The organism is Pseudomonas sp. StFLB209 (genome assembly GCF_000829415.1).
Lineage (GTDB): Bacteria > Pseudomonadota > Gammaproteobacteria > Pseudomonadales > Pseudomonadaceae > Aquipseudomonas.
On record NZ_AP014637.1, the window covers coordinates 1941251 to 1968182 of the forward strand.

At 57.9% G+C, this 26932-nt stretch carries 24 protein-coding genes; 11 read left to right on the forward strand and 13 right to left on the reverse strand.

Features of this window, described 5'->3' with window-relative positions; all coding sequences use genetic code 11:
• Positions 1–19 precede the first annotated feature (19 nt).
• Together PSCI_RS28525 and PSCI_RS09005 are read right to left on the reverse strand one after the other, a co-directional pair.
• A complete protein-coding gene (locus PSCI_RS28525) occupies positions 20–295 on the reverse strand; it encodes a BPSL0761 family protein (protein WP_084710215.1) in 276 nt (91 codons plus the stop codon).
• A 766-nt stretch (positions 296–1061) separates the two neighbouring features.
• Complete coding sequence (locus PSCI_RS09005; RefSeq protein ID WP_045485426.1) at positions 1062–1703, reverse strand: 4-carboxy-4-hydroxy-2-oxoadipate aldolase/oxaloacetate decarboxylase; 642 nt, start codon at positions 1701–1703, stop codon at positions 1062–1064.
• A gap of 255 nt (positions 1704–1958) precedes the next feature.
• Between PSCI_RS09005 and PSCI_RS09010 the strand changes: the two genes are divergently transcribed.
• The 3 genes from PSCI_RS09010 to PSCI_RS09020 all read left to right on the forward strand — a co-directional run bounded on the left by PSCI_RS09010 (position 1959) and on the right by PSCI_RS09020 (position 5538).
• On the forward strand, positions 1959–2612 hold the full coding sequence (locus PSCI_RS09010; RefSeq protein WP_045485428.1) for a GntR family transcriptional regulator: 654 nt from the start codon (positions 1959–1961) through the stop codon (positions 2610–2612).
• Positions 2613–3026: 414 nt separating this feature from the next.
• Positions 3027–4412 (forward strand): MFS transporter, encoded by a 1386-nt coding sequence (locus tag PSCI_RS09015; RefSeq protein ID WP_045485431.1) that lies wholly within the window; start codon positions 3027–3029, stop codon positions 4410–4412.
• Positions 4413–4476: 64 nt separating this feature from the next.
• Positions 4477–5538, forward strand: a complete 1062-nt coding sequence (locus PSCI_RS09020) for a hydroxyacid dehydrogenase (RefSeq protein ID WP_045485433.1) — start codon at positions 4477–4479, stop codon at positions 5536–5538.
• A 113-nt stretch (positions 5539–5651) separates the two neighbouring features.
• On the opposite strand, the gene PSCI_RS09025 is transcribed toward PSCI_RS09020, so the two are convergent.
• On the reverse strand, positions 5652–6110 hold the full coding sequence (locus PSCI_RS09025; protein ID WP_144403222.1) for a hypothetical protein: 459 nt from the start codon (positions 6108–6110) through the stop codon (positions 5652–5654).
• A 236-nt stretch (positions 6111–6346) separates the two neighbouring features.
• Here PSCI_RS09025 and PSCI_RS09030 point away from each other — a divergent pair, with 236 nt between their 5' ends.
• A complete protein-coding gene (locus PSCI_RS09030) occupies positions 6347–7096 on the forward strand; it encodes a class I SAM-dependent DNA methyltransferase (protein ID WP_045485435.1) in 750 nt (249 codons plus the stop codon).
• A 121-nt stretch (positions 7097–7217) separates the two neighbouring features.
• Here PSCI_RS09030 and PSCI_RS09035 read toward each other — a convergent pair whose 3' ends face one another.
• The 3 genes from PSCI_RS09035 to PSCI_RS09045 are packed head-to-tail and all read right to left on the reverse strand — an operon-like array spanning position 7218 to position 10086.
• A complete protein-coding gene (locus tag PSCI_RS09035; protein WP_045485437.1) occupies positions 7218–8099 on the reverse strand; it encodes a DMT family transporter in 882 nt (293 codons plus the stop codon).
• A complete protein-coding gene (locus PSCI_RS09040) occupies positions 8096–8851 on the reverse strand; it encodes a 2OG-Fe dioxygenase family protein (RefSeq protein WP_045485439.1) in 756 nt (251 codons plus the stop codon). The genes PSCI_RS09035 and PSCI_RS09040 overlap by 4 nt, the downstream gene beginning before the upstream one ends.
• Positions 8851–10086, reverse strand: coding sequence for an argininosuccinate synthase-related protein (locus PSCI_RS09045; RefSeq protein ID WP_045485441.1), 1236 nt, complete (start codon positions 10084–10086; stop codon positions 8851–8853). The genes PSCI_RS09040 and PSCI_RS09045 overlap by 1 nt, the downstream gene beginning before the upstream one ends.
• Before the next feature lie 103 nt (positions 10087–10189).
• Here PSCI_RS09045 and PSCI_RS09050 point away from each other — a divergent pair, with 103 nt between their 5' ends.
• The 5 genes from PSCI_RS09050 (at position 10190) to PSCI_RS09070 (ending at position 16570) form a co-directional block, all read left to right on the forward strand.
• Positions 10190–11122 carry a LysR family transcriptional regulator gene (locus PSCI_RS09050; protein ID WP_144403223.1) on the forward strand — a complete coding sequence of 311 codons (933 nt, stop codon included), beginning with the start codon at positions 10190–10192 and terminating at the stop codon, positions 11120–11122.
• A 578-nt stretch (positions 11123–11700) separates the two neighbouring features.
• The gene (locus PSCI_RS09055) at positions 11701–12549 is read left to right on the forward strand and encodes an IclR family transcriptional regulator (RefSeq protein ID WP_045485443.1); all 849 of its coding nucleotides are present in this window, start codon (positions 11701–11703) and stop codon (positions 12547–12549) included.
• Positions 12550–12793: 244 nt separating this feature from the next.
• Positions 12794–14068 (forward strand): MFS transporter, encoded by a 1275-nt coding sequence (locus tag PSCI_RS09060; RefSeq protein ID WP_231906395.1) that lies wholly within the window; start codon positions 12794–12796, stop codon positions 14066–14068.
• A 125-nt stretch (positions 14069–14193) separates the two neighbouring features.
• Positions 14194–15123 (forward strand): dihydrodipicolinate synthase family protein, encoded by a 930-nt coding sequence (locus tag PSCI_RS09065; protein WP_045485448.1) that lies wholly within the window; start codon positions 14194–14196, stop codon positions 15121–15123.
• 208 nt (positions 15124–15331) lie between these two features.
• The gene (locus tag PSCI_RS09070) at positions 15332–16570 is read left to right on the forward strand and encodes an OprD family porin (RefSeq protein WP_084710217.1); all 1239 of its coding nucleotides are present in this window, start codon (positions 15332–15334) and stop codon (positions 16568–16570) included.
• 111 nt (positions 16571–16681) lie between these two features.
• On the opposite strand, the gene PSCI_RS09075 is transcribed toward PSCI_RS09070, so the two are convergent.
• The 4 genes from PSCI_RS09075 to PSCI_RS09090 all read right to left on the reverse strand — a co-directional run bounded on the left by PSCI_RS09075 (position 16682) and on the right by PSCI_RS09090 (position 19841).
• Positions 16682–17269 carry an SMI1/KNR4 family protein gene (locus PSCI_RS09075; protein ID WP_045485450.1) on the reverse strand — a complete coding sequence of 196 codons (588 nt, stop codon included), beginning with the start codon at positions 17267–17269 and terminating at the stop codon, positions 16682–16684.
• Positions 17270–17348: 79 nt separating this feature from the next.
• Complete coding sequence (locus PSCI_RS09080; RefSeq protein ID WP_052483375.1) at positions 17349–17747, reverse strand: DUF6508 domain-containing protein; 399 nt, start codon at positions 17745–17747, stop codon at positions 17349–17351.
• Between the two features lie 107 nt (positions 17748–17854).
• The gene (locus tag PSCI_RS09085) at positions 17855–18673 is read right to left on the reverse strand and encodes an alpha/beta fold hydrolase (RefSeq protein WP_045485452.1); all 819 of its coding nucleotides are present in this window, start codon (positions 18671–18673) and stop codon (positions 17855–17857) included.
• A 262-nt stretch (positions 18674–18935) separates the two neighbouring features.
• Positions 18936–19841: a LysR substrate-binding domain-containing protein gene (locus PSCI_RS09090; protein ID WP_045485454.1), complete on the reverse strand. Its 906-nt coding sequence runs from the start codon at positions 19839–19841 to the stop codon at positions 18936–18938.
• A 105-nt stretch (positions 19842–19946) separates the two neighbouring features.
• Between PSCI_RS09090 and PSCI_RS09095 the strand changes: the two genes are divergently transcribed.
• Together PSCI_RS09095 and PSCI_RS09100 are read left to right on the forward strand one after the other, a co-directional pair.
• Positions 19947–21290: an MFS transporter gene (locus tag PSCI_RS09095; RefSeq protein WP_045485456.1), complete on the forward strand. Its 1344-nt coding sequence runs from the start codon at positions 19947–19949 to the stop codon at positions 21288–21290.
• 76 nt (positions 21291–21366) lie between these two features.
• Positions 21367–22641: a glucarate dehydratase family protein gene (locus tag PSCI_RS09100; protein WP_045485458.1), complete on the forward strand. Its 1275-nt coding sequence runs from the start codon at positions 21367–21369 to the stop codon at positions 22639–22641.
• A 1-nt stretch (position 22642) separates the two neighbouring features.
• Here PSCI_RS09100 and PSCI_RS09105 read toward each other — a convergent pair whose 3' ends face one another.
• The 3 genes from PSCI_RS09105 to PSCI_RS09115 form a co-directional block, all read right to left on the reverse strand.
• Positions 22643–23425: a substrate-binding periplasmic protein gene (locus tag PSCI_RS09105; protein WP_045485460.1), complete on the reverse strand. Its 783-nt coding sequence runs from the start codon at positions 23423–23425 to the stop codon at positions 22643–22645.
• 116 nt (positions 23426–23541) lie between these two features.
• Positions 23542–25416 (reverse strand): acyltransferase family protein, encoded by a 1875-nt coding sequence (locus tag PSCI_RS09110; RefSeq protein ID WP_045485462.1) that lies wholly within the window; start codon positions 25414–25416, stop codon positions 23542–23544.
• 201 nt (positions 25417–25617) lie between these two features.
• Positions 25618–26928: a hypothetical protein gene (locus tag PSCI_RS09115; protein ID WP_045485464.1), complete on the reverse strand. Its 1311-nt coding sequence runs from the start codon at positions 26926–26928 to the stop codon at positions 25618–25620.
• Positions 26929–26932 lie beyond the last annotated feature (4 nt).

Genomic DNA, 26932 nt, shown 5'->3' on the forward strand with positions numbered 1-26932 from the left:
ATGGCCCTCTTTGAGTAGTTCATTTCGGGCTTTGGGTCGGTAATGGGTCGGAATTCAAAGAGTGATAGCTGTTCTCGATGGAAGAACTGAATACAGGCCCCATTGGCCAGGCTACAGGGTTTGAATCCTCCTCAATACGTCCAGCCAGCAGCATCTGGAATTGATCAGGGTAGTGACGCAAGAGAAATTTGGCATCACGTCGTATCCGCTCGGGCAACGATGTGTCTCGAGAAAGCTCAAGTAGAAACTCACCCGTTTGGATGACTGCTCGGGTGCGTTCATTTGGCATAGACATGTCGATACCCTCAGATTTGTCTGGCACCAGTGCCTGGGAGCTAATGCTCAACACAGTTTTCAGTTTAGCCCTCACTGGCTGAGTCGAGGGCGGAATCAGCTTATGAGGGCACTAGCTCAAGGAACATCAAAGGACATCGTCTGTGCTGAATTCTCAGCAACAGGTTCAAGTCGATTCTGCGTAGTTTTTCCAGCACTGCCTTGGGTCGGCATGGTGTTCAATGGGTGGATCGAACACATGGTATGAGACAACAGCTCCTTTTCGTCTCCTGGCTGGGATCGGCGCAGGTGTCTTGCCGGACGTCTACGATCTGAGTCGAGAGCGGTAGAGGACAGGTCGCTCTGGCCGGAGGTATGCGGTCGTATGAGGCCTCGTGTCCAGTGTGCGGCGGGCCAGCTCAAAAATGGGAAAGCTCCAGAGGGTCGTCGGCGAAGGCCGGCCCGGCATCGGAAGCAGATGAGACAGACTTAAATATTTTTTTGAAGCGCTGGCGCCCTCAGACGGCGCGGTGAGACAGACTTTAAAAATCAATCAAGCAGGCTACAGGCCTTATGCCACGCTGCTCGGCGAGACAGACTCAATTGTTTAAGATCAATTGGTTTTGGATAATTAGAACTGTCGCAGGAGCCGGGGGCATGTCCTCCAGCCTCCTGCGTTGCTCCGCGAGCATCTCGCCGCAGTCCATCTGACGGACCTGGACCGGAAGGCTGCGCGCTCGAGAGCCCTTGATAGTCAAGTCGTGGGTGGTCCCCGAGCGCATGAATGACTACTTCATCCCAAGCCTTTCCAGCGTTGCCTGGAGGCCGAGTAACTCAATAGTGCTTACGCCAGCCTCAATGCCCTCACGAATACCGTCTTCCTTTTCCTCACGAGCCCGGCTCAAGCGGATCACCTCTTCGACGCGATCTTGCTCGACCACGACCAGTCCATCCCGATCCCCTATGATGATATCGCCGGGCTGGATCTGAACGTTGCCGATGACCACGGGGACATTCACTTTACCGGGTTGGCATTTATTGGTGCCCTTGATGCTCAACCCACGAGCAAATGTCGGGAAACCCATTTCGATGATGGCGTCTGCATCGCGAACGGCGCCATTCATTACCAAGCCGGCAATACCGAGTTTTTGGGAGGCCAGAGTTAGGAGGTCTCCCCATGGGCCCGCCTCCATGAAACCCTTCGCGTCGACAACCAGAACATCACCTGGTTTGGCTTTGGTCAATGCGTAATGAATTGCCAGGTTGTCGTCTGGACGACAATCAACCGTCAGCGCCGGGCCGCACAGTCTGACAGTCGGATCAATAGGCTTAAGGCAGCTATCAAGAGCGCCTGCCTGGCCTTGGGCTTCATGAATGGTGGCCGAGCCGAGTTTCTTGAGTACTTCAATTTGTTCTTGTGGGATGGGCATGGCTGTTTCCATCTGGTCTGATCGGGCTCAGAAGTACAGGGCCGGTGCTGAAATGAGCGCACCCCGCTGTAGCATGAGCAGACACGCCAGGAAGGGTGTCTATAAATACAATAAAAGTACAATAACTCTTTATGCAAACAATTTCAGTACAAACGGTAGGCGCCATGGGGATAATGGTTCGTGTGCACGAGCGTCGGGCGAGCCCCATGCAGCGCCCGGCACTATCTGAACTGGCAGGGAAGAGAAGCAGCAAACATGGCTACCGAGCGGATTTATGAGACCTTGCGTAACCGCATCATTGCGGGACAGTACGAACCAGGCACCCAACTGAAAGAGGAGCCGCTCAGTCGAGAGTTCGAGCTGAGTCGAACGCCTGTGAGAGCCTCGCTCAAGAAGCTGGTTGATGACGGGCTCGCCGTGGTGGAAGCCAACCGGGGCGTTTTCGTAGCGGGCTGGACGAAGTGGGATGTCGAGGAAATGTTCAGTCTTCGCGAGCTGTTGGAGCCTCATGCGGCGATGTTGGCCGCGATGCGTGCTACCGAGCAGGATGTGCAGGCACTGCATCGCATCAACGATGAGATGGCCGAGGCCATCAGGCGGGACGATGAGAATGTCCAACTGGGCGTGCAGGCAGCAAACAGGGCCTTTCATCATCAGTTGCTTGAGACCGCCCGTTCTCAAAGGCTGAAAACCATGTTGCAGACACTGATCGATATGCCGGTGATCACCCGGTCCTTCTTTCTTTATGCGCAAGCCGACTTCACGAGGAGCTTGCAGCAGCACCTGGATATCACTTACGCCATTGCGATAGGGGATGGCGAGCTCGCGAGGCAGGCCATGCAAACTCATATCCGGATGTCCTACCGGCGTTTCATGGCCCGTCGGTCAGAAAACTCCGACGCACCGTAAAAAAATACAATGTAAGTACAATCTGGGTTATAGTCGGCTCCATAAGAACAATTTTGGAGGAGCCATGAGCCCCATCACCTACCTAAAGGTGGCTGCGCAACAGCCACCGCGTCTGAGTCGGACCCCGTGCCACCCCGGAGTGCTCCGTCGCGGCTGCGTCACACAACCAAAGTCCGGTATCCGGCCTGTCTTCAGGCATCGTCGAGGTTTCGACATGAACCCTTCGACGTCTCTTTCTATTCATCCACCTACGTGACCCAGAGCGCCATACGCCATAAGTGCGTTTGACATTTGAACGTTCACAGTAAGGTCGCTTAATACACAGGCTTGGGCCTGACGGTATGCTTTTGCTATACGAATGAATAGCGACTTGCTTGAAACCGCCAACCGTTAATAATAAAAGCAGGTGCAAACATGAATAACGGTATTAACAACTCCGAAAAGCCATCTCGCTTCCGCTGGGTCGTCGCCGGACTTTTTTTCCTGGTCTATACCGTCGCTTCGGCTGATAGAGCAAACTTGGGCGTTGCACTTCCGTTCATTCGGGAAGAGTATCCAATGACCAATGCTGAAGCAGGCGCGCTGCTTAGCATATTCCTCCTTGCCTATGCCTTGGCGCAAATCCCGTCCGGCTTTGCGTCCAGCAAATACGGCGTGAGGAAGATTTTTTCCTTTTCCATGATCGCCACCTCTGTCTTTACAGCGTTGATGGGGACTGTTAACTCGCTTATCGGTTTCAAGATCTGCCGCTTTTTGCTGGGCATCGCTGAAGGGCCCCTGCCTATCGGCATCACGTCCACCATTAACAACTGGTTCCCGGCCAGAGAGAAAGGTACCGCTACAGGTATTTTCCTGGCGGCGGTGAAATTTGGTCCTGTTCTTGTTCCCCCTATCTGCGTCGCAATCGTGGCGATGTGGGGCTGGCGGGAGATTTTCTATTTTTTCGCCATTCCGGGAATAATCCTGGCGATCATGTGGTATTTCCTGGTAAGCAATCAGCCTTCAGAAAGCAAGTACGTTAACTCTAAAGAACTGGAATACATCACTGACGAAGCCAACAACGTCATTACTCAGAAGCAACAGTCAGCACACCGCGACTTTAAGACGCTTGATAAGTTGATTCGTGTAACACCTGTAGAACCGATTACTACCAGCAAGGGTCTCTTTCGCTCATGGAATGTGATCGGTTGTTCACTGGGCTACAGCTTCCAGGTAGGTATCTCGATGATTCTGCTGTCGTGGATCCCGACCTACCTGGTTAGCGTAAAAAACTTTTCGATCATGAATATGGGCTTTGTAGCCGCCGCACCATGGGTCGGTGCAATTTTTGGCAATTTGTTGGGCGGCATTCTTTCCGACCGCTTTTTGGGCAAGCGTCGCAAGCCCGGCATGATGCTTTCTGCTCTGGCCACTGCCGGCATGATGTATGCCCTGATTAACTCGCCTAACGATCCGGTCCTATATGCGGGGTTGCTGTTCCTGACGGGCACGCTCATTAGCATCGGCTATTCCTCCTACATGGTTTATCCCATGGGCCTGGCATCGAAAAAGGTCTTCCCGGTGGCCAGTTCGATTGTAAACACCGGCGGACAGCTGGGTGGTGCTGCTGCCCCATTCCTCGTAGGCCTCCTGCTCGATAGCTATGGGTGGTCTCAGGTTTTCCTGTCCATGGCCATCGCTTCTTTTGTGAGTTTTCTGATCCTGCTCACCATTCAGGAACCCGTTCCTGTCACCGCCACAACCAGCGAGAACGCCGATGCCTCGCACCAGACTTCCGAGTTGAAGCCTTCCAATACCTGAAGTGACTGGAATGGACTGCGCGGGAACATCTGAAACAGGTTTTGCTTCAACAGAGGAATGTGAAATGAATGCTGCTTTTAAGGCACAAGTATGCCGCCTGGATCTCTGGATCAACCCGATCTTTGACGAAACACTGGCTCGTAACGCCAATCTCGATCTACAGATCGTCTCTCGGGATCCGGAAAGCTCTGACACTGCAAACGTCTTGGCACACAGTCATGCATACCACGTTTGCGCCGCCAAAGACGATTTGCCCAAACGTTGGTGGGTAGACGAAACCCTGATCACATCGTGCCCGAATCTGTTGTGCGTTTCGGCGGGCGGAGCAGGTTATGACACCGTGGATGTCGAGGCGTGCACAGCGGCAGGTATCCCGGTTGTCAATCAAGCTGGAGCGAATGCTCACTCAGTGGCAGAACACACCTTCGCCCTTCTTCTGGCCGTCGTCAAACGGGTGGTTGAATCAGACAGGAAGCTAAGGACTGAATCTGGTTTTACTCGTGAGGATCTGATGGGGGATGAGATTCACGGATCCACTTTCGCCATCGTGGGCCTGGGTGAAATTGGTACCCGCACGGCGAAGGTTGCCAAGGGATTCGGCCTGGAAGTTTTGGCATACGATCCGTTCCTTAGCCCCGACGAAGTCCGCTCTCGTGGTGCTGAGCCGGTTAGCCTTGAAGCGCTTCTTCAACGCAGTGATTTTGTTTCTCTGCACTGTCCACTGAATGCACAAACCAGGCACATGATTGGCGCTGAACAATTCGCCTTGATGAAGCCAGGTTCAGTGTTCATCTCCACCGCTCGCGGCGGGATTCATGATGAGTCGGCGCTGTACGAAGCGCTGAAGTCAGGCCATCTTGGCGGAGCCGGCCTTGACGTATGGGAGGTTGAACCTCCGCGCCATGAGGCTCCACTGCTGAGCCTCAGCAACGTGGTTGCGACGTTCCATACGGCCGGGGTGAGCCACGGCGGGCGTCGCAACGTAGCACGCTCTTCTGCAGAGCAATTGATCAGTATGCTCGAAGGTAATAAGCCCCCCCACCTGCTCAATCCTGAGGTCTGGGACAGATTCTTGAAGCGACGAGCCGAGATCCTGGGCCAGACCAGGCAGCCTGAGGCCGTTTAAGCGGTCCTTCAAGCGTGCTGATACGTGGGATCGGCTAAGCGCCACTACCCCCAAAGTACCGAGCATGCTGCGGCGGTCATTGACCGCCGCTTAAGGGTGCTCGCATATACCGATCAGGATTTCTTCATAGCCAGCCTGGCGGCCTGCTGTGCCTCCCCGGCTGACAGGGTTCCATTTCTGGACTGCTTGTCCAACGTGTTGTTAGCAGTCATCAGATTGGCGGTGAGGGTGGCGAGTTCGGACTGCAGGGAGCCGACCTGAGACTGTTTGATCTCTGGGCTAAGGCTTTGATCAGCGATAACTTCCTGCATCTGCGCCTGCTTTTCTTCGATCTTCTTTTGCAACTCGCGAATCATCTTCAGCAGCTTTTGTGTCTGGTCCGGAAGCCCGCTCGATTCAATGTCTGCGTTGGGGTTGGCATTTTTTTCATCGGACGATTTCTGGAGCCCTTCGCCTGAAAGCGAGACCTTCACACCTTCAGGTCGTTCGACGGCAGGCGAGCTGGCAGAAAGGGTGTTCTGGGTATCGTTCGCCTGAGCTTTATCCACCGCTGCATTAGAAAGCAGAGTCATGCTGGCAGACGTCGATGTGCCTATGATCATCTTCTCATCCGTTGGTCAGGTTTGAGGGTTATATGCAGCTACCATCGGCCTGGATTGGTGGTTCTTTAGCTCGTAAATACCATCGGGCATCACGACAGCAATGCTCCTGGCAGTGAGCAGGTCTGGAAATTCTGTTGATAACCCAGCGACAGACCCTGAGGTATGATGCCGCGCCCCATTCTCCCTGCCCAACCTGCCGGTTCTCTATGACCTCCAATGCGCTGTATACCGATCTGTCTGGCTACTACGACCTGATGTGCGCCGACATCGACTATCAGGCGCAAAGCCGGGGTATTGGCCGGCTTCATCAGTTGTTCGGCAATCGCGGGGTCAATCATCTGGACCTGGGTTGTGGCACCGGGCCGCATATTCGGCATTTTCTCGATTCCGGCTACCGCAGCGCGGGTCTGGATATCAACCAGCCGATGCTTGATATCGCGGCGCAGCGTTGCCCCGAGGCCCGCTTCATGTGTCAGGACATGGGCGCTTTCACGGTCAGCGAACCGCTGGATCTGGTCACCTGTTTTCTCTACTCCATCCACTACAACGCCGACGTCGAACGGCTCAAAGCCTGTTTTGCCCGGGTGCATGCCGCGCTGGGCGACGGGGGTGTGTTCTGTTTCAACTCGGTGGACAGACAACGTATCGACAACGGCTCGTCGGTGGGCCACACGGCGACTCAAGGCACTAGCCAGTTTTCCTTCGGCTCGGCCTGGCACTACCCAGGCGAAGGTCAGCGGCAGTCGCTACGCCTGCGTATCGACAAGACCTGTGATGGGGTGACCCAGACCTGGCGCGATGAACACCCGATGGTGGCCACCAGTTTCGCCGAGTTGCAGGCATTGCTGCAGCCATGGTTTGAGGTGCATATGTTTGAACACGACTACGAAAAGATCGCCGCCTGGGATGGGGTGGGCGGCAATGCGATTTTTGTTTGTGTGAAAACCACTGATTGAACGCGCATTGCTGGCGGGCATGGGCCGTGCGGTGAAGGAAACGACAGCTCCAGGAAACTGCGCAGGCAGCATGGCCTGCGGCAGATTCCCGGAGCCGGGGTTTATGTCTGTGCCTGGGTATTTACGCCGGCGCGGCCAGTTTCTCTTCCTTGCGGGGGCGCATGCCCAGTAGCGAAGCGATGACGATCAGCATACCGCCGGTCCACGACACCAGGGTCAGTTGTTCATTGAGCCAGAGGACCGCGAAACAGGCACCGAACAGCGGTTCCATGCCCATCAGCAAGGACGCCCGCGTGGGACTGGTGTGTTTCAGTGCGTAGTTCTGGGCAAAGAATGCGAACAGTGTGCAGAACACCACCAGGTACACGGTTGCTATCCAGAACGACGGCGCATCGGGCAGCGGCGGGATAGCCCCTGCGGTGATCAACAGCAGGAGCAGGCTGCCGAACCCGACCACGCCCACTTGCACTGCAGTAATCGCCAGCGCTGGTATCTTCGAGTTCTGCAGCAGAATCTTGGTGAGGCAGACCATGAAGGCACGCAAGACTGCCGCCATGATCATCAGCCAGTCACCCGGGTTCATCTGCATCCCTTCGGCCCCGGTCAGAAGCACCGCACCCAGCAGCGAAACCCCGGTGATGACGAACATCTCGACGCTTGGGCGTTGGCGAAAGATCAGCCATTCCACAAACGGGGTGAACACCACGCACAGGCTGATCAGAAAGGCCGCATTGCTCGCCGAGGTCTGCGCCATGCCGAAGGTTTCGCAGAGGAAAATACCTAGCAGCAACGTGCCGAGGATAAGCCCGGAAGGCAGCGCGCTTCTCAGGTGTCCGCGCAGCGTGGGCAACAACAGAACGAAGGTCATGATGAAGCGCACACTAAGGAACCCGATCACCGGATAGAACGCCAGCGCGCCTTTGGCGACACCGTAACTGGTCCCCCAGACAATCGCCACGCTGAGCAGCATCAGTTCGGAAACTCTCATTTTTGACAGCGTCATGCTGGCGACTCCATACGGGTGAACGCGATGATCAGGGCATCTCGATAGCCTTCCTCACCCGACTGCGCGCAATCTATTGGCGACACCTCGTGCAGAACCTGCCGGTCGTCAGCGACGATCATGTCCAGGCATCTGGCAAGCATGCCTTCAAATAGCGTGGTGTTGTCTGGCGAAGAGACGCGCGTGATGCCGCCGGTAATGCCGACCCGCCGTACCAGCATCATGATGATGTAGTCCACCCCGTCGCGGTGACGGCCTTCAGGCGTGGGCTTACCCTGCTCGTAGTCATTGGTGACGATACGATAAGGATGCAGGCGGATGTTCCACCGGCAGCGTTGCCCTTGCGCCTCGTCGAATATGCCCGCCATACCGGCGAGCAGTGCGCTGAAGAAAGGGTGGTCGACAAAGCCTTGCTCCAGAGGCGGGAATTGACGTGCGACGCCACCATTGAGCGTGTTGATGTTCTTGGGCTGCTCGTAAGGCGTGTGCGGCAGTTTCTTCAGGCTGCCGCCCTTCTGGAATTCAAATTCGCTGTAACGCCGGTAACGATATGTGCCGTGATCGGCCATGTGCTCGTCGAGCGCAAGCCCCTCCCAGTAAGCGGCAAACTCCTGCCAGCTTTCGTCGTCCAGGTTGAACCAGCGGGCCACATCGGTACTGCGGCCAAATGCCCAGCCTTGGCTACGCAGGTCGGTTCCGAGAATCAATTGCCCGGCGTGGCTCAGGCAAATCTCTGTCGTGAACACAGTCATCAGGCCACTCCTTGCAGTTTACGCACCGGTTGTGGCACGTGCGCACCATGCATATCCGCCAGGCTGCGACTGGCGCGCTCCTGTGCAGTTTCCTTTTCCCAACCGTCCCGGTCGGTCAGATAGAGCGCCGACGAGGCCTGGATAGCGGCAAGCTGAGCGCTGCCGGTGCTGAGCTTGAGCCTTACCTTGCCGTTGATTGCCTTGCTGGTTTGCTGGATGAAGGCATCAATCGAAGCCTTCAGCGGCGAGAACCAGCGCCCTTCGACGGCTTCACGCACCCAAAGCTGCTCAAGGGTGATCTTTTCCCGAATCAGGTCGGCATCCAGTACCGCCGTTTCCAGAGTTCGATAGGCCAGCATGAGCACTGATGCTGCTGGCGCTTCCCTGACTTCGAATACCTTTTCACCACCTTCTAGATGCTCAAGGCCACTGTAACGGCCAATCTGGAAGCTGCCGGCCAGATAGTTGGCTTTATGAATAAGCTCCTGCAACGGCAGTACCTGACCATTGAGCGAGAACGGTCGGCCACCGCGGAACTCGATTTCCATTTCTTCGCCTGCACGGGGATGGGATGTGCTGGTCCAGGAGTAGATGTCTTCGGTAATGCAGAAGTCTTCAGGGTTATCCAGCTTGCCGGATTCATACTCGCGCACCCAGAGATTGGCATCGCCACTCATGCTGCGTGACTGGAACCCGCCTAGCCCGATTGCATTGAGCTCTGCGATCTTTTCCTCACGGGTAAGCGCCGAATACTCATACGGACTTCCGGCGAAGCCGGTAAAACCGAGTTGCTTGATGGCGCCGTTAAGGCGGCGCAGGCTGTTCTGCGACTGATTGGCGGTATGCAGGATGGCGCCGCAGCCCAGTTTATGCGCCGTCTCCACCGCTATCTGGGCAATGATCGGTCGCGAAAGGGAAGAACTGATCGGGTACATGCCCAGATACTGAGCGTTTGACTGAAGTGCCGGCAGGACTGCTTGCTCCACGAAAGTGCTGCAGCCATCCACCTGCTTCAGCGTTACGCCAAAAAAACCGGTAATTCTCGACAGCTCTGCGTGGTCAATGCCTTCGCCCACATCCACGGCCAGTGCGGTGACTTTGCAGCCGAGCGAGGACAGCTTGTGCAGCAGGTAGGTGCTATCCAGGCCACCGCTAAAAAGAGTCAGGATGTGTTGAGTCCGATGCGATACGAACAGCAGGTCTTCCAGACTACGAACATCCATTCCACGGGCCATTCCAATTATCCTCAAGGCGGGCTGATCTGGACTTTCCTGTCCAGTGCCGGAATTATTGGCGTGACCCGGGCTGATAATTAGCCCTACCTTCAGGACAACAGTTTTGCGCTACGAGAACGAATCTCCTCTTCGGCTGATGCCGCACATGCTGGTATTCGCGAGGGTCGTGGAGCTGGGCAGCTTTTCTGCAGCGGCCGGATCGCTGGGGCTTACACCTTCTGCGGTAAGCCGACAAATCACGGCACTGGAGCAGGCGCTGCGGGTCAAGCTGCTGGAACGAACCACGCGCAAGCTACGGCTTTCCGAAGCCGGTACCGAGATTTTTGCCCACTGCCTGGAAATGGCCAAAGCCGCCCGTTGTGTACAGGATGTGGCGGAGCGCTTTGTCAGCAGTCCACAGGGCCAGGTGAAGATCAGTGCACCGAAAGCCTTCGGCAAGATCCTCATCAGCCCGCTGATTCCTGAGTTCCTGCAGCGTTATCCCAAAGTGGACGTGCAATTGATGCTGACCGATCAACCCGGCCACTTGCTCGACGACTTCGACCTACTGGTGCGGATCACCGACATGCCACCCTTGGGCCTTGCCGCCCGCCCGCTATGCGATGTGCAGCACGTACTTTGTGCAAGCGAGCACTATCTGGCGCAGGCCGGAACGCCTGCCCATCCGGCAGACCTGGCTTCTCATAGCTGCATCTATCTGGGAGAAACGCCCAGTGATAGTCGGTGGCAACTCAGGCATCTGGAAACGGGTGAAAAAGTCACTGTCGGCGTCAAAGGCAGGTTCTCCAGCAACCATAGCGAGGTACGACTGGGCGCCGTTCGCGCCAATCTCGGTATTGGTTGCCTGCCGATATTCACGGCGGCCGAGAGTCTGTCGACGCATCGGCTGGTCGAGGTCTTGCCCGAATGGCGGTATGAGACGACCTATCATGGAAGGGCCTGGATTCTCTATCCTCCAAACCGTTACCTGCCGCCCAAATGCCGGGTATTGATCGACTTTCTGGCGGAAAAACTCGCTGAACCCTTGCCTTGCTGAGCAAGCTACCCCAGGTATGCGGCGCTTATCCGAACAGCATTGGTTTTAACTGCAATATTGGTCAGTTAGACCGGTGGGGTGGGCTTGCCGGAGTGCCGGACCACAACGAAGACGGCGGCACATTCACAACAGATGTAATGTCTTTACTGGCGTCTTCGCGACCAAGGTCGCTCCCACAAAGGCATGCGGCGCTTATCTGAACGGTATTGGTTTTAACTGTGGATAACCCGAAGATTCGAGTTTTCCACAAGTGAGTTCACTCTCATCCTTACAAATGAACTCGTGGTTCTGATCAATCAGTTGGATCTGGATGGGGCAGCAGAAAAAATTCAGGTATTGCGCTTACGGCAAGCGACATCTGAGAAGGGCGTACTTAGCTAGCTAACGGTTTGAAATATAAGACATTAGTAAGCTATTCATATCGACGCGGCGATGCCCGCAGAGACGTTTTAATTCCAGAAAGGAATAAAAAACTCGATATCTATTTTTAAATCTAAATAGGCGAGGGTGTCTTAGAGTGCTAATCTAATTGAAAGAAATAAATTTCGCAATCCGAAAAAACAAAAAAAGGTGCGAACATGAATTCCAAAGCCGCAAAAGAAGCAGGGTCCACACAAGAGCTGGACGACAAGAAAGCCCGTAGTACCGTGCAATCCCTGGCCAAAGGGTTTCGTGTGCTTGAGGCATTTTCTGCCGAGAATGAAGAGCTGACGTTAAGCCAGATTGCCGCTGCGGCTGATCTGGACCCTGGCACCACGTTTCGGATGCTCAATACGCTGGTTGATCTCGGTTACGTTTCCAGGATCCCTGAAAGCAGACGTTTCGCGTTGACGCTGAAGATCCTTGATCTGGGTTTTCACGCCATTGCACGCACTGACCTGCGCAGTATTGTCAGGCCTATCCTGCGTACGCTGGTCGGTGAAGTGGGGGAGGCGGCCAGTTTTGCTGTTTTACAGTCGGCTGACGTGCTTTATCTGGAGCGGGTCAGGGCCGGCGTCACGCGGTTGGGTGTCGACATTCGAACAGGCACCACTGTGCCTGCTGCTCAAACTGCAATAGGCCAATCGATCCTGGCCTTTCTTCCCGAAGTTGAAGTCAACCGTATCCTGGCCATACCGCAACTGGCCCCTTTCATCATGAAGCCACATGCCTCGGACGTTCCACTGCATGAACAACTGAGCCAGATCCGTGAACGCGGGTTCATCCTGACCAACTCCTTGTTTACTGAGGGATTGCGAATACTCGCTGTTCCGGTTCTGGACGTGGACGGTTATCCCGTCGGCGCAATCAGTATTGCGGCGCCGACGGTTCGTTGCACGGCTGAAGAACTTGAACTCCGTGCGCTGGCGTTAACCCAACGCGCGGCGAAGTCCATAGGTAAAGCACTTGAAGCCAATGGCAGTGTGGGTGCCAGTACCTACGGGTAGATAAATAGAGCGCTTCTCGCGCTCATCAAAACAACGTGTGAGTGCTCTGTGTTTTTCACGGTGTGTAGGCGCTCGCCCTCTGAAAGTAAAAATAATAAGAGGAAGGATCATGTTGATACAGCAAGTCGCTTCATCGCCTCACGCCGAGGTGGACAGTAAGACGCACGTGATAGAAGGGCAGGCAGGCATCAGTGCCCGGCTTGAACGGTTACCGGTTACCCGCCAAGTGTTCTGGGCACGCAATGTGATCGGCGCGGCCACGTTTTTCGATGGTTACACCGTCATTGCTATTGCCTATGCCATGCCGGTATTGGCCAAAGAGTGGAGCCTGACACCGGGTCAGATTGGCTTGATTCTTTCGGCCGGCTATTTGGGGCAGTTATTCGGGGCGTTGTTCTTTGGCTGGCTGGCTGAGCGTATTGGCCGGATGAAAGTCCTGACCTTCACCATCTTGCTGTTCGTTGCCATGGACGTTGCCTGCCTGTTTGCTTCCGGTGCGGTGGCAATGATGGCGTTCAGATTCATACAGGGCATAGGCACGGGAGGAGAGGTACCGGTGGCGAGTGCCTACGTCAATGAGCTGATCGGCTCCAAGAAACGAGGGCGTTTCTTTCTGCTCTATGAGGTGATGTTCCTGCTTGGTCTGGTCGGCGCCGGCATTATCGGTTACTTCCTGGTACCGGTGTATGGCTGGAAAGTCATGTTCGCTGTCGGTCTTGTACCTGCTGCGCTGTTGATCCCGCTGCGCTTCTTCCTCTTTGAATCGCCACGTTGGCTGGCATCCAAGGGCCGTGTTGAAGAGGCCGATCGCATCGTGAGCCGGTTGGAGCAGAGCGTTATCAAGTCTGGCAAAACCCTGGCTCCGGTCGTCGAAATGCCCATGGCTGCGCGGCCAAATGCGGCCCAAGGCTGGCGTGAGCTGTTCAAGGGCATGTATTTCAAGCGTTCGCTGGTGATTTGGGCCATGTGGTTCGGTTCCTACATGGTTGCCAACGGCCTGATTACCTGGTTGCCGACGCTGTATCGTCAGCATTTCCATCTGCCGCTTGAAACCAGTCTTGCCTACGGTTTCATGACTTCGGCTGCCGGGGTGGTGGCGGCTGTCATCTGCGCGCTATTGATCGATAAGGTCGGGCGGCGCCGCTGGTACATCGGAGCATTGTTCTGCGCTGCCATACCTCTGGGGCTGCTGGCCGCCACCGGCGCTACTACGCCCTTGCAGATTCTGATGATGGCCGGCCTGGGTTATGCCATGTTGCAGACCGTAACGTTCTCGCTTTATCTGTACTCGGCTGAACTCTTTCCAACGCGTTTGAGAGCACTGGGAACAGGCATTGGCAGTGCCTGGCTGCGCCTGGGGTCGGCCATGGGCCCCTTGGTCGTGGGCGTCGCGATATCCGGAGCCGGTGTGCATTACGTATTTGGCACGTTCGCCATTGTACTGTTGATAACCGGGTGTATTACGGCACTGTTTGCAATTGAAACCAAGGGACGAGTTCTTGAGGAACTATCACCTTGACGCTGTAAGTGATCGTTAAACGCTGTCTTGTAATAAACAACGAAAATTCAAGAAATGCATTGATGTGTTTCTTGCGCCCCTGCACGCGTAGCTGTGGACTATTGGTAAATAAAGAGGAAATAAAAATGAGCACTAAAAATACCATCGACCTTAAAGGCCTTGTTCCTGCCCCTATTACACCCTTTACTCGTGATGGCAAACTTGATTTTGCCGCCATTCAAAAGCTGGGTAGCTGGCTGGGCAGTTTCGAAGGCGTCAAAGGTCTGGTTGTGTTGGGCCATGCCGGTGAGGGCACTTTCTTGACTCAGGCTGAACAGGCTCAGGTGATCCGCGCATTCAGCGAGTCGGTTGAAGGTCGCTTGCCAATTATCGCCGGCATCACTGGCGAGGGCACTCAGGTGGCGGCCGAAGAGGCCAAGCGTGCGGTGGATAACGGCGCTGCCGCAGGCCTGGTTTATCCTTCCCATGGCTGGTTGCGCTTCGGTTATCAAAAAGGTGCTGCCCAAGACCGTTACCGGGCCATTTATGAGCACAGCGGCCTGCCACTGATTCTGTTCCAGTACCCGGATGTCACCAAGGCCACTTACGACCTGGAAACCCAGCTGGATATCGCCCGTCAGCCAGGCGTATTCGCCATGAAGAACGGCGTGCGCAACATGCGTCGCTGGGATACCGAAATCCCGGTAATCCGCAAAGAAGTGCCAGACCTGCAAATTCTGACCTGCCATGACGAATACTTGCTGCACACCATGTTCGATGTAGACGGTGCGCTGGTCGGTTACGGTGGCCTGACCCCTGAGCCGTTGATCGAACTGATTGCCGCAGGCAAACGCAGGGACTACCCGGCAGCCCGTGCCATCCACGACAAGCTGCTTCCTGTTACCCGCAATGTCTACCATCGCGGCTCGCACATGGAAGGTACTGTGGCCCTCAAACATGGCCTGGTGACGCGCGGCATTCTGGACCATGCGACCGTACGCTCGCCGCTGCTGCCCCTGGCTGAGGGCGCCGATCAGGAAATCGCGGCTGCTCTGCGTTCTGCTGGCCTGGTTTAAGCGCTGACGCAATGCTGTGCAGGCATTGCGTGACGTCGTGCCATCTGGACGGGGCCTTGTTGATACGAGGCCCTGCCCATAATTTCAAGTTTCACTCGCGACTTTATCAATAGCTCCGTTCTCCCAGAGAGACGAAGTGATATTTGCCCTTCTGGCGTTCAGCGGTTGCCCACTCCCTTAAATAACAACAACAGGGGATATCATGATCATGAACATTCGTCGTTGCCAGGCCATCAGCGTGGCACTTGCGGTCTTGCTGTTTCAATCTCACACGCTGGCGCAAGGTCTTATTGAAGACAGTCGCGCCACTCTTAATTTTAGAAACTTCTACTTTGAGCGTGATTTCACCTCGGCCGCCGCGCGCCCTCAGGAAGCCCGAGAGTGGACCCAGAGCTTTATTCTGGATCTGCGTTCGGGCTTCACCCCTGGCACTGTCGGGTTCGGCGTCGATGTATTGGGTAAATATGCGATCAAGCTCGACGGAGGTGCCGGTCGTTACGGCGCGCTGTTATTACCCAGGGATGCCGATGGTGATCCGGCTGGCAGCTTTGGCCGATTGGGCGTAGCGGTCAAGGCTAAAATCTCGGCCACCGAACTTAAAGTCGGTGAATGGATGCCGAACCTGCCTTTGGTTACCGCTGACGACTTCAGAGCGCTGCCGCAAACCTTCAAGGGGGCGCAACTCTCGTCGCAGGACATCAATAACTGGACGTTGTATGCCGGTGAGTTCACCAAAACCAGCCTGCGTAATGACTCCTCGATGGAGGATCTGGCTTACGCGGGGGCATCCAGCGACTCGTTCAAATACCTCGGTGGTGACTATCGCACCCCATCAAAGAACACAACGCTGCGTCTGTGGGCGGGTGAACTGAAAGATATTTATCAACAGCAATACATCGGTCTGAATCAACGCTTCGCGCTCTCTGAAGGCATCAACCTGAACGCCAACCTGGGCTACTTTCGCGGCCAGGATGACGGCAGTGCCAAAGCCGGTCGGCTGGACAACCGCACCGCTTCTGCCCTGGTCGGGCTGAACGTCCGCCAGCACACGGTGAGTGTCGGTCTGCAGCAGGTCAGTGGTGATAGCGGCTGGATGCGGATTGCGGGCACCGGCGGCATCTACCTGGCCAACAACACGTTCAACCATGCGTTTGACAACCCACGGGAAAGATCCTGGCAATTGCGTTACGACCTGGACTTTACCGGTTATGCAATACCGGGGCTGACCCTGATGACCCGCTATGTCCAAGGCGATCATGTAAAGCTCAGAGGCGTGGACAACGGCTCCGAATGGGTACGTGAAACCGAACTGGGTTACGTCGTGCAGAGCGGCGTGATGAAAAACGTCAGCCTGCGCTGGCGCAACGCAAGTGTTCGCAGGGACTTCAATTCATCGGATTACGACGAAAACCGGATCATTCTGAGTTATCCGTTGAAACTGCTGTAGGGTCCGGGCTTCGATGACTGCCTTGTTGTGGATAAGGCTTTTTTCATGGCTTATCCACACCGTCAGAGTTGCCGACAGCGGCCACCCATGAAGGCTTTAAACCGACCCCTGTCACTCATCCTCAAAGATGAATTCGTAGTTCTGGTCAACCAGTTGCTTGAGATAGTCATCAAAACTGGCGGCAATCACCTTGTAGCTATCCGGGTCGTGCAGGTAGCGCACCACCTGACCCACGCTGCCGCCTGCTGCCGGGTTGAAGTCGATGTATAGCCGCGACGTCCCGCCGTTGTTCATGCACTGCGAAAAGCACAGACGTTCGCCCATGGCCAACTGACCGTCGATGGCAGGATCGAGCAGTTCCGGGTCTTCGTCGACGTAGTCGCCGTACACGTCGGCAATGCTGTCGTTGTATTGCCCGGCCTCTTCAAGGATCTGCTCCACGGAGCTGAGGTAGTAGGGGTACTCGAAGACGTCCGAGCCCAATACCAGTACAAAGACTTCTCCATTGGGGTACTTGCGAAAATGCGTGCCGTCGAGGCGGCCCAGCAGTTCCAGCAGGCTGGCGGGTGCCTGTGGATAACGTGCCAGGAGTCTGCTCAGATCGGCTTCTGAGGCGCCGTGGCTGTGTTTGAGCTGTTCAAGATCTTGCGCAGGCAGGGCCTGGTACAGGCCGGTGAGGTAGGTATCGACGATGGACATGGCTGGGCCTGTGTGCAAATGAATTCAGAGGAGGTACTGCGACCGGCCTTGGGCCTTGCCGGTTCCGCAGGGCACTCACTTATTGCGCGGCTGCAAGATGCTGGCGCAAAACCTTCAGACGTTGCAGCAGGTTCAGAATGTAGCCCCTTTCGATGACCGATCCGTGGTGGCCGTCGCAAAAGCGCTCGCCGCGTACGCACCAGGTCAGCATGCTTTTCAGCTCGTCCAGCGTGGCGTTGGCGACCCGTTGCGGGTCGCCAAGCATGGCACCTGATTCGGCGATGCCGTAGTTGAAGTCTGTCCAGCAGTCTTTGCCAGCTGCGCTGAAGAATGCGTTGACGACGTCGGCATACACCGGCCAGCGCCCGTCGTGATACGAGACAATGGCTTCGATAGGGCGGCCGCCGGGGTACAGAAGCGGCTGAAAACCCAGCAACTCATCCAGGTCGGCAGGTTGTGGATCCAGTTGCGCAGGCATATAGACATCCATGAAGGGGCGGGGGACCTGTCCAGGCGCTCGACAGCTGTTTGCTGCTGCTTGGAGTGGCGAGCGTGGATCAGGTTCCCGGCTGTTTTCAAGGTGTCTTAGCCACCGACGAAGGCCAGCAGGTCTTCATTGAGTTGCTGTGCATGGGTCACGGCGAAGCCGTGGGGTGCGCCTTTGTAGACTTTCAGTTCGGCGCCGGCGATCTGTTCGGCGGCACGTTTGCCGGTCACCTCGAACGGCACGATGCTGTCGGCGTCGCCATGGATCACCAGGGTCGGTACATCGACCTTGGCCAGGTCCGGGCGAAAGTCGGTTGCCGAAAAAGCAGTCACGCAATCCACCGTGCCTTTGAGCGAGGCCAGCAGGGCGATGTTCAGGGTCTGGGTCAGCACGCCGTCGGAGACTTTCTGGCCGTTATCCAGGCCAAAGAACGGTGTGGCGAAGTCGGAGATAAACTGTGCACGGTCTTTGAGCAGGCCATCCTTGATGCCGTCGAATACTGACTTGTCCACACCCTCCGGGTGGTCGTCGGTCTTGCCGAAGATCGGTGTCACCGCGCCGAGCAACGCCAGGCGCGCCACACGGGAAGTGCCGTACTTGCCGATGTAGCGTGACACATCGCCGCCGCCCATCGAGAAGCCCACCAGGGTGATTTCCTTGAGGTCCAGGTGTTCGATCAGGTCATTGATGTCATCGGCGAAGGTGTCGTAGTCGTAACCTTCCCACGGCTGGGCGGAGCGGCCGAAACCGCGCCGGTCGAAGGCGATGGTGCGATAGCCGCGGCTGCTCAGGTAGTGCATCTGGTACTCCCACATGTCTGCATCCAGTGGCCAGCCGTGGCTGAACAGTACCGGTTTGCCTGTACCCCAATCCTTGTAATAGATCTCGGTTCCATCGCGGGTAACGAATGTACTCATGACAATCTCCACTGATAGGCGGTTGAGAAGTAGTGACCGCAGCCGTGCTGCGGTAATTCACTATGGTTGATGGCGCGGCGGATGGCTTGCACGGGTGTGCTGCTTGCGGTGTGGGCGTTGCTGCCGCTACGGGGTAATGCTGATCAGGTAAGCTCAACGCGGTCAGGTGGGAGCCAGCTCTGTTGGCGAAGACGGCGGCAGATTCGAGGCAGATGCTGTGACTTTACTGGCCTCTTCGCGAGCAAGCTCGCTCCTACAGGATTTATGGGGTGCTTGCCCCCTGATGCACCGCCGCGCGAATGGCTTCGAGCAGCATGCTGCATGCCGGGTTGTCGTTGTCGCTGCGCCACACCAGGTGCAGTTCGCTCTGGATGCCTTCACCCAGGTTGATGTCGCGGAACACCACATCGCGAAACACCACGTTGGTGGCGCAGCGTGGCACCAGGGCCAGGCCCATGGCGGCGTTGACCAGCGCCAGGATGGTCAGTGACGAGCCCAGCCACTGCACATATTCAGGGGCTACGCCGGCGGAGCGGAACATGCCGGTGAGCAGTTCGTTGAATGGTGGGTAGGCCGAGTGCGAGTACATCAGAAACGGCACCCCGGCCAGGTCTTGTACTGCGACCCGTTCGCTACTGGCCAGCGGGTGGCTGGCCGGTACGGCGAGGACGAAGGGCTCGCGCACCAGGCATTCGCTTTCATAACCCGGCTGTAGCAAGGGTGCGCGGACGATGCCCAGGTCGATGCGGCGGGCGCGCAGGGCTTCGTGCTGTTGGGCGGTGTTCATTTCGCTGAGGGCGATCTTCACCTGGGGCTGGCTGAGCCGGGCTTCGGCGATGACCCGTGGCAGAAACTCATACACCGCACTGCCGACGAAGCTGATGCTCACCGAGCCGATGTCGCCGCGGGCTATGCGCCGCGCCGCCAGCGCCGCCTGTTCGGCACGTTCCAGCAAGTGCTGGGCCTCAATGAAGAACGCCCGCCCGGCGGCGGTCAGGGCCACGCTGCGGGTGCTGCGGGTGAATAACTCGACCCCCAGATTGTGTTCCAGCAACTGGATCTGCCGGCTCAGGGGCGGCTGGGTCATGTTCAGCCGTTCGGCAGCGCGACGAAAGTTGAGTTCCGTGGCCACGGTGGCGAAGCAACGCAGTTGGGCGAGTTCGAACATTGATATCTTCCGGGTATCAATCAAGTGTCAGACTGGATTAGACGGGAACAATAGCAGAGCACATGATCGACGCACCTCCACAAAAATAACCATCGGAGCCGTCCCATGCATTCTGTCCCTGCTCAAGCAGACCCCGAACTGGTCGCCCGCGCGGTCGCCAAGGTCAAGCGCCACGTACTGCCGCTGTTCGTGGTGATGTTCATCGTCAACTACATCGACCGGGTCAATATCGGCTTCGTGCGCAGCCACCTGGAAACCGATCTGGGCATCGGTGCGGCGGCCTACGGGCTGGGCGCCGGGCTGTTTTTCATCGGCTATGCGCTGTTCGAAGTACCGTCGAATATTCTGCTGCAACGCTACGGCGCGAAGATCTGGCTGACGCGGATCATGTTCACCTGGGGTGTGGTCGCCACGGCGATGGCCTTCGTGCCCAATGAAACCTGGTTCTATATCCTGCGCTTTCTGCTCGGTGTGGCCGAAGCCGGGTTTTTCCCTGGTGTGGTGTATTACTTCACCAAGTGGTTGCCAGCCGGCGAGCGCGGCAAGGCCATGGCGATTTTTCTCAGTGGCTCGGCGGCGGCCTCGATCATCTCCGGGCCTTTGTCGGGTGCGCTGTTGAACATCGAAGGGCTGGGCATGCACGGCTGGCAATGGATGTTCTTCATCGAGGGCATGTTCTCGGTGCTGCTGTGCGGTTTTGTCTGGTTCTGGCTGGACTCGCTGCCCAAGGACGCCAAGTGGCTGAGCCCTGCCGAGTGCCAGGCGCTGACCGCCTGCATCGACGAAGAGCAGCGCCAGCGTGAACTGGCCAGCGGTGGCGTCGAGGTGCATCAGTCGTCGCTGCGCCTGCTGCGCGACCCGCAGATCCTGCTGTTCTGCTTTCTGTATTTCTCCATCTCGCTGACCATCTACGGCTGCACCTTCTGGCTGCCGAGCATCATCCGCTCGATGGGCGGGCTGGGCGACTTTCAGGTCGGGCTGTTCAACTCGATTCCGTGGATCATCTCGGTGGTCGCCATGTACGCCTTTGCCAGCCTGGCGGCACGCTTCAAGTGGCAACAGGCCTGGGCTTCGGCGGCCTTCATCATCGCGGCGGTGGGGCTGTTCATGTCGACCACCGGCGGGCCGGTGTTCTCATTCGTGGCGATCTGTTTCGCGGCCATTGGCTTCAAGGCGGCATCTTCGCTGTTCTGGCCGATCCCCCAGAGTTATCTGGATGCGCGGATCGCCGCCGGGGTGATCGCGCTGATCAACTCGGTGGGCAGCCTCGGCGGCTTCGTCGCCCCGGCCACCTTTGGCTACCTGGAGCAGAGCACCGGTTCTATTGAAGGCGGGCTGATTGGCCTGGCCTCGGTGTCGCTGATCGCCGGCATTCTGGTGTTCATGACTCGCACCCTCAAAGGCCAGGGCAAGGGCGCCAAGCCAGCCCCATCGGCCAGCGCGGCCTGACTTTCCGACCTTACCCCGCTCGGGCAGTGCGCTGCCCGAGGTGGACGATTTCGCCCTGCTAACGGAGCTACTCCTTATGAAAATCAAACAGGTTCGTGTCACCCCGATTGCCTTCCGTGATGCGCCGTTGCTCAACGCCAGCGGCATTCATGAACCCTATGCCCTGCGCTCGATCATCGAAGTCGAGAGTGACAGTGGCCTGATCGGCCTGGGTGAGAGTTATGGCGATGCGCCGGTGCTGGCGGTGTTGCAGGCCATGCAAGGCAGCCTGGTGGGCCTGGACCCTTTCGACCTCAATGGCCTGCGCACGCGGGTGGTCAAGACCGTGGCGGGCTTGCAGCCGGTGAGCGGCGGGGCCGAGCTGGCACCGGGGTCGCACCCGAGCAAGCAGGTGGCCAATGCCTATTCGGCTTTCGAGGTGGCGTTTCTCGACCTGCAGGCCCGTTCGCTGGGCATGCCGCTGGTCAACTTGCTCGGCGGGGCCGTGCGTCGCGAGGTGCCGTTCAGCGCTTATCTGTTCTTCAAGTACGCTGAACACATTGGCTCGCCGTACAAGCCCGACCGCTGGGGCGAGGGCATCAGCCCGGAGCAGATCGTCGCCCAGGCGCGGACCATGATCGAGGAGAACGGCTTCAAGAGCATCAAGCTCAAGGCCGGTACGATCCTCGGGCCGGAGCATGAAGTGGCGTGCATCGAGGCGCTGCGCCAGGCGTTTCCTGAAGCGCCGCTGCGCATCGACCCGAACGGTAACTGGTCAGTGGACACCTCACTGCGGATGGCCGAGCGGTTGGGCGATGCCCTGGAATACTTTGAGGATCCGTGTCCGGGCCTGGAGGGCATGGCCGAGGTGCACAAGCGCACCGGCCTGCCGCTGGCGACCAACATGGTGGTCACCGACTTCGACGAGTTCCGTCGCAGCGTAGCGCTTGACAGTGTGCAGATTGTTCTGGCCGACCATCACTATTGGGGCGGGTTGCGCGATACGCAGACCCTGGCGCGGATGTGCGACACCTTCGGCCTCGGGGTGTCGATGCATTCCAACTCGCACCTGGGCATCAGCCTGATGGCCATGACCCATGTGGCGGCGGCGGTGCCGAACCTGGCTTATGCCTGCGACACCCATTACCCATGGCAGGAGCCCGATGAAGAGGTGATCAAGGGCGGCAAGCTGCCGATCGTGGGCGGCTGTGTGGCGCTCAGTGATGCGCCGGGGCTGGGGGTAGAGCTGGACTACGACCAGTTGGGCAAGCTCAACGACCTGTACCACAGTTGCGGCATTCGCTCGCGCAACGACGTGACCCAGATGCAGAAGTACCGCCCGGACTGGACGGCGCTCAAACCACGCTTCTGAATCAGCAGGCGGGGTCCGGTGCATGACAGGCCAGCGCGGTGCGCGCTGGCAGGTAGGCGTCATGAATACGCGCTACCTCGCCGCTGTCTTGCAGGCTGAGGATGGCCTGGTTGATGGCGGGCAGCAGGGCTGCGTGTTTTTTGTTGAGCATCATGGCCAGCGGCGCTTCGCTGAGCTGGCCGCCGCGGCTAAATTGCGCCGGGTCGATCTGGTGGGTGACGATCAGATAGTTGTACAGGTCATCGACCATCGCCACGGCATCCACCCGTCCTGCCTGTAACAGTTCCAGCAGCGCAAGATCCTGAGAGGTTTCCAGCTTCATCAAGCGCCCGGCCTCGAACGCCGGGTCCAGGCGTGGATAGTTGTAGCCCCGGACCATGCCGATGGTCAGGTTCTGCAAGGTGTCGACCGGCTTGTCCCGGGCCGGGTGATCCTTGGCGAAATACAGGTATTCACGGACTTTCAGGTACGGCACGGAAAACACATAGCGCTCGGCTACTTCAGGCGTTTGCCAGTTTTTCGATTCGGCATAGCTGAGGTCGAGTTGCTCTTTATCGAGCATGGCTTGCAGGCGATTGACCGGGTAAGACACGAAGCGTGTCTGGATGGCGGCCTTTTCGAGGATTTTCCGGGTGATGTCCACCGCAATACCTTGCAGGTTCTGCTGCTCGTCGCTGTAGCTGAACGGTCGCCACTCCGAGCCGCCGGCCAGCCAGCTCTGGGCCATGCCGAGGTTTGGCAGCCAGGCCAGCGCGCAGGCCATGATCAGTGTTCGCAAGCCCATGCCTGAATTCCTTTCTAGGTGTCTGCGGGTGGCCCATGATAGGGGCTGAGCATGGCAGGCATGTTATCCATGTCATGAAAGTGCGCAAATTATCCATTCTCTTGAGGGATGAACGGTCACAGCTGTGGTAGCACGTAATGGCGTACCACATACAGCGAGCCCTCGGCGCTCAGGTGGCCGTCATCGATCTGCAGCAGCTCGTCATTACTGCCCAGGCGTGCCAGGCAGCCTTGCTGGTTGCACAACTGCTCGATCAACGAAACGAAGCGGATGCTGGTCGGGTCGATGAGGTGCCGGGTGGCCTGGTCCACGGCCATCAAATGCCGGTTCAGGGCCGGGTCGTTGATGTAAGGCTCGCGCTGTTCCCAGTGGCGGTTGGCGATCACGCTGGGCAACGACGGGCTCCACTGTGGCACCGGGCCTACCAGTACGATGTGCTTGACGCCGTAATCCCTCAAGCGTGCCGCCAGGGCATTCCAGGCGGTCTGGTCGTGATTGTCTTTCTGGGCCATGACCACGACGTCCGGGCGCAACTGCTCGACGCTGTCCCAGGCCAGCCGCGTGGCGTAGTCGCAGGCCCGGCCGCTGGCGCCACGTCGGTCGATGGCGGTAAAGCGCGCAGGGCAACTGGCCGAGGTGACCTGATAGAACGGCGTACCCGCTGGCAGCAGGGTACGCAGGCCCAACGACAAAGCCTGGGCATGGGAGTCGCCCCACAGCAGCACGCCACCCTCACCCTGGCGGCGGGTGCAGCTTGCGTCGATCTGTGTTTGACCGCGTTGGGTGAACGCCGAGAAGGCATCGCACTTGAGCCAGTAGGGTTCATAGAGGTTATTTTGCTTATCCACGTAACGCTGGATAAAACGGGCTTTATCAGACGTACTGATGCTGCGCGCTTGTAATACCACCCCTTCAGATAGGCTAACCGTCACCCCACTCACAAACACCAGAGTGATCAGGGTCGACAGGGCGGTGAGCTTCCTGGCGGGTGCCGGGCGGCTGTTGCCGCCGGGTTTTTCTACCAGCCGGTAAGAGGCCATGCCCAGCAGCAGGGCGGCACTTATACCCAGCATGACGTTGTGCGTATCGCCCAGCCAGCCGGCGTAGTTCATTACCACCACCACTGGCCAGTGCCACAGGTACAGCGAGTAAGACAGGCTGCCGAGCCACTGTGCCAGCGGATTACCGGTCACCGGCGAGTCTTGCCTCGCAGCGGCGATCATCGCCCAGGTTCCCAGTACCGGCAGCAGTACCAGGTAACCGGACCACGCCTGCTGAACCTTGATGAAGGCAAAACTGAACAGGATCAGGCCCAGGCCCAGACCTTCAAGCCAACGCTGTTGGGCTGGCTTGAGTTTGACCGGAAACACACAGGCCACCGCCCCCAGCAGCAGTTCCCAGGCGCGGGTCGGCAGCAGATAGAACGCCGGTTCCGGCCAGTACCGCGAGGCTGCCAGGCACAAGGCAAAGCTTGCCAGGCAACCGGCGACAATCCAGCCGCGCAGCGCATTGAGCCCCACCAGCCGCTTGAGCAGCAGCAGGACCACGGGGTAGAGCAGGTAGAACTGCCATTCCACTGACAACGACCAGGTGTGCAGCAGCCATTTCTCATGGGCATCGGCGGTGAAGTAACCGGCTTCGCGCCAGTAGACGATGTTGGAGACGAAGCCCAGGCTGGCGGCCACGTGTTTGCCCAGCGCGGCGTAATCCAGAGGCAACAGGTAGAACCAGCCGCCGCCCAGCAGCACCAGGCACAACACCGCCAGTGCCGGGATGATCCGTTGCGCCCGCGAGCGATAGAACTGCACCAGGCTGAAGCTCTGGTTACCCAGGCCACGCAGGACGATGCCGGTGATCAGGTAGCCGGAGATGACGAAAAATACGTCGACCCCGGCAAAACCGCCGGGCAGCCAGGCCGGATGAAAGTGGTACAGCAGCACGCCAAACACGGCGATGGCACGCAGGCCGTTGATGTCTTTTCTGAAGGTCATGGGAGAGCAACCGGTATTAAGGGCAATACTGTTCGTTTAGGTACTGTATGCCCTCGGTGGGAGCGAGCTTGCTCGCGAAGAGGCCAGTAAAAACACTACATCTGCTGTGAATGTGCCGCCGTCTTCGTCGGCAACCGGAGCGCCGGCCGGCCACTCCCACCGGGTATGCGGCGTTTATCCGAACAGTATTGGTATTAAGAGTCAGGGGGTCAGGCGGATGATCTTGGGAAAGTCGTCGAGGCGTACCGATGCGGTGCAGTGCTCGCCTGCGCATTGCCATGACTGCTCGCTGGCGACCTCGCCATTGGCGGCCCGGCGGGTGTCGAGCAGGCGCACCGGCCCTTGCACAGGCGCGTGGCTGATCAGGCCAAGCTCAAGCGGCTTGCCGACGGTCCAGGCCACCAGCACGCGCTGCTGGCCGTTGCTGAAGTACAACTGGTAGGTCGGCCCGGACACCACACTGGCCTCAGCGTTATAGGCGAAGTCCCTGACCACCGGGGCAATGGCCCGCATCATGGTCCAGGCCGGTTTGGGCGACAGGTCTTCGTTGAGGATGCCGAAGTTGTGTTCCTGGTCGAAGCGGTCGGGGCCATCGTTGTACAGGTCGTACCACCACATGCCCTTGACGTTGGGAATGCTGCGCGCCAGAAACCAGATGCGTGCCATGTACAGCGCCTGGGTCATTTCACTGACCCCGCAGGCCCCTTTGTGGCTGGGCCAGCCGACTTCCGTGAGGTAGATCGGGATCGCCCGCCCGGCCTTGTTGCGGATATTTTCTTCGTAGTCGCTGACCCAGCGCCCCCAGGCTTCGGGAGTTCTGCCGTTGTTGCCTGCGCAATGCACATAGGGGTGGATCGACAAACCGTCTACCAGCGCCAGGGTATCGCTGTCGATCAGTTGATCGGCAAAGCCGTGGTCCATGCCTTCGGGGGTCACCGCCCCTGCGAGAATCAGTGCCTTGTTGCCGGGGGCGGCCTGGGTATTGGCGCGCAGCACCGGCACAGTCTTGCGGACCAGTGCCGCGTAGTCCTGAGCCAGTTGGCGGTCGCGCGGCCCCTGCAGGTCCCACTCGTTCCAGATTTCGTAATAGCTGACCCGGTTGCCCAGTTGCCGGCTGACGTAATCGACATAGTTGAGGAACGGCCCGGTAACTTCAGGTGTACGCGGCTTGGCGTTGTCGTGAAAGTGGGTGCTATAGCCAAGAATCGCCAAGCGTTCGAGTTGCAGGCTGTTGGCTTGCTCCAGATAGCGACGCCACTGCGGGATGATCCGCAACTCATTGCGCTTGGGCTCGGCAGTGGACCAGAACACATCGTCCTTGACCGCACTGAAGCCGGCTTCGGCCGCCAGCTTCAGCGGCGCTTCGACGGGCCGCTCGACATTCATCAGGTGGGTCGAGATACCGAGGATGAACGGCGGCGGTTCGCTGGCTGGCTCGGCATGGGCGGTCGCCAGCCCGCTCAGCCAGCCGGCGAGCACCAGCAGCCTGGTGCGAGATAGAGCATGCAGCATGACG

Coding starts and splice junctions, on each gene's coding strand:
- PSCI_RS09070 (WP_084710217.1), top strand. CDS start 15,332: ATGAACATTCGTCGTTGCCAGGCCATCAGCGTGGCACTTGCGGTCTTG.
- PSCI_RS28525 (WP_084710215.1), bottom strand. CDS start 295: ATGTCTATGCCAAATGAACGCACCCGAGCAGTCATCCAAACGGGTGAG.
- PSCI_RS09095 (WP_045485456.1), top strand. CDS start 19,947: ATGCATTCTGTCCCTGCTCAAGCAGACCCCGAACTGGTCGCCCGCGCG.
- PSCI_RS09025 (WP_144403222.1), bottom strand. CDS start 6,110: ATGACTCTGCTTTCTAATGCAGCGGTGGATAAAGCTCAGGCGAACGAT.
- PSCI_RS09110 (WP_045485462.1), bottom strand. CDS start 25,416: ATGACCTTCAGAAAAGACATCAACGGCCTGCGTGCCATCGCCGTGTTT.
- PSCI_RS09080 (WP_052483375.1), bottom strand. CDS start 17,747: ATGCCTGCGCAACTGGATCCACAACCTGCCGACCTGGATGAGTTGCTG.
- PSCI_RS09115 (WP_045485464.1), bottom strand. CDS start 26,928: ATGCTGCATGCTCTATCTCGCACCAGGCTGCTGGTGCTCGCCGGCTGG.
- PSCI_RS09005 (WP_045485426.1), bottom strand. CDS start 1,703: ATGCCCATCCCACAAGAACAAATTGAAGTACTCAAGAAACTCGGCTCG.
- PSCI_RS09040 (WP_045485439.1), bottom strand. CDS start 8,851: ATGACTGTGTTCACGACAGAGATTTGCCTGAGCCACGCCGGGCAATTG.
- PSCI_RS09100 (WP_045485458.1), top strand. CDS start 21,367: ATGAAAATCAAACAGGTTCGTGTCACCCCGATTGCCTTCCGTGATGCG.
- PSCI_RS09105 (WP_045485460.1), bottom strand. CDS start 23,425: ATGGGCTTGCGAACACTGATCATGGCCTGCGCGCTGGCCTGGCTGCCA.
- PSCI_RS09010 (WP_045485428.1), top strand. CDS start 1,959: ATGGCTACCGAGCGGATTTATGAGACCTTGCGTAACCGCATCATTGCG.
- PSCI_RS09075 (WP_045485450.1), bottom strand. CDS start 17,269: ATGTCCATCGTCGATACCTACCTCACCGGCCTGTACCAGGCCCTGCCT.
- PSCI_RS09035 (WP_045485437.1), bottom strand. CDS start 8,099: ATGACGCTGTCAAAAATGAGAGTTTCCGAACTGATGCTGCTCAGCGTG.
- PSCI_RS09045 (WP_045485441.1), bottom strand. CDS start 10,086: ATGGCCCGTGGAATGGATGTTCGTAGTCTGGAAGACCTGCTGTTCGTA.
- PSCI_RS09030 (WP_045485435.1), top strand. CDS start 6,347: ATGACCTCCAATGCGCTGTATACCGATCTGTCTGGCTACTACGACCTG.
- PSCI_RS09015 (WP_045485431.1), top strand. CDS start 3,027: ATGAATAACGGTATTAACAACTCCGAAAAGCCATCTCGCTTCCGCTGG.
- PSCI_RS09085 (WP_045485452.1), bottom strand. CDS start 18,673: ATGAGTACATTCGTTACCCGCGATGGAACCGAGATCTATTACAAGGAT.
- PSCI_RS09020 (WP_045485433.1), top strand. CDS start 4,477: ATGAATGCTGCTTTTAAGGCACAAGTATGCCGCCTGGATCTCTGGATC.
- PSCI_RS09090 (WP_045485454.1), bottom strand. CDS start 19,841: ATGTTCGAACTCGCCCAACTGCGTTGCTTCGCCACCGTGGCCACGGAA.
- PSCI_RS09055 (WP_045485443.1), top strand. CDS start 11,701: ATGAATTCCAAAGCCGCAAAAGAAGCAGGGTCCACACAAGAGCTGGAC.
- PSCI_RS09065 (WP_045485448.1), top strand. CDS start 14,194: ATGAGCACTAAAAATACCATCGACCTTAAAGGCCTTGTTCCTGCCCCT.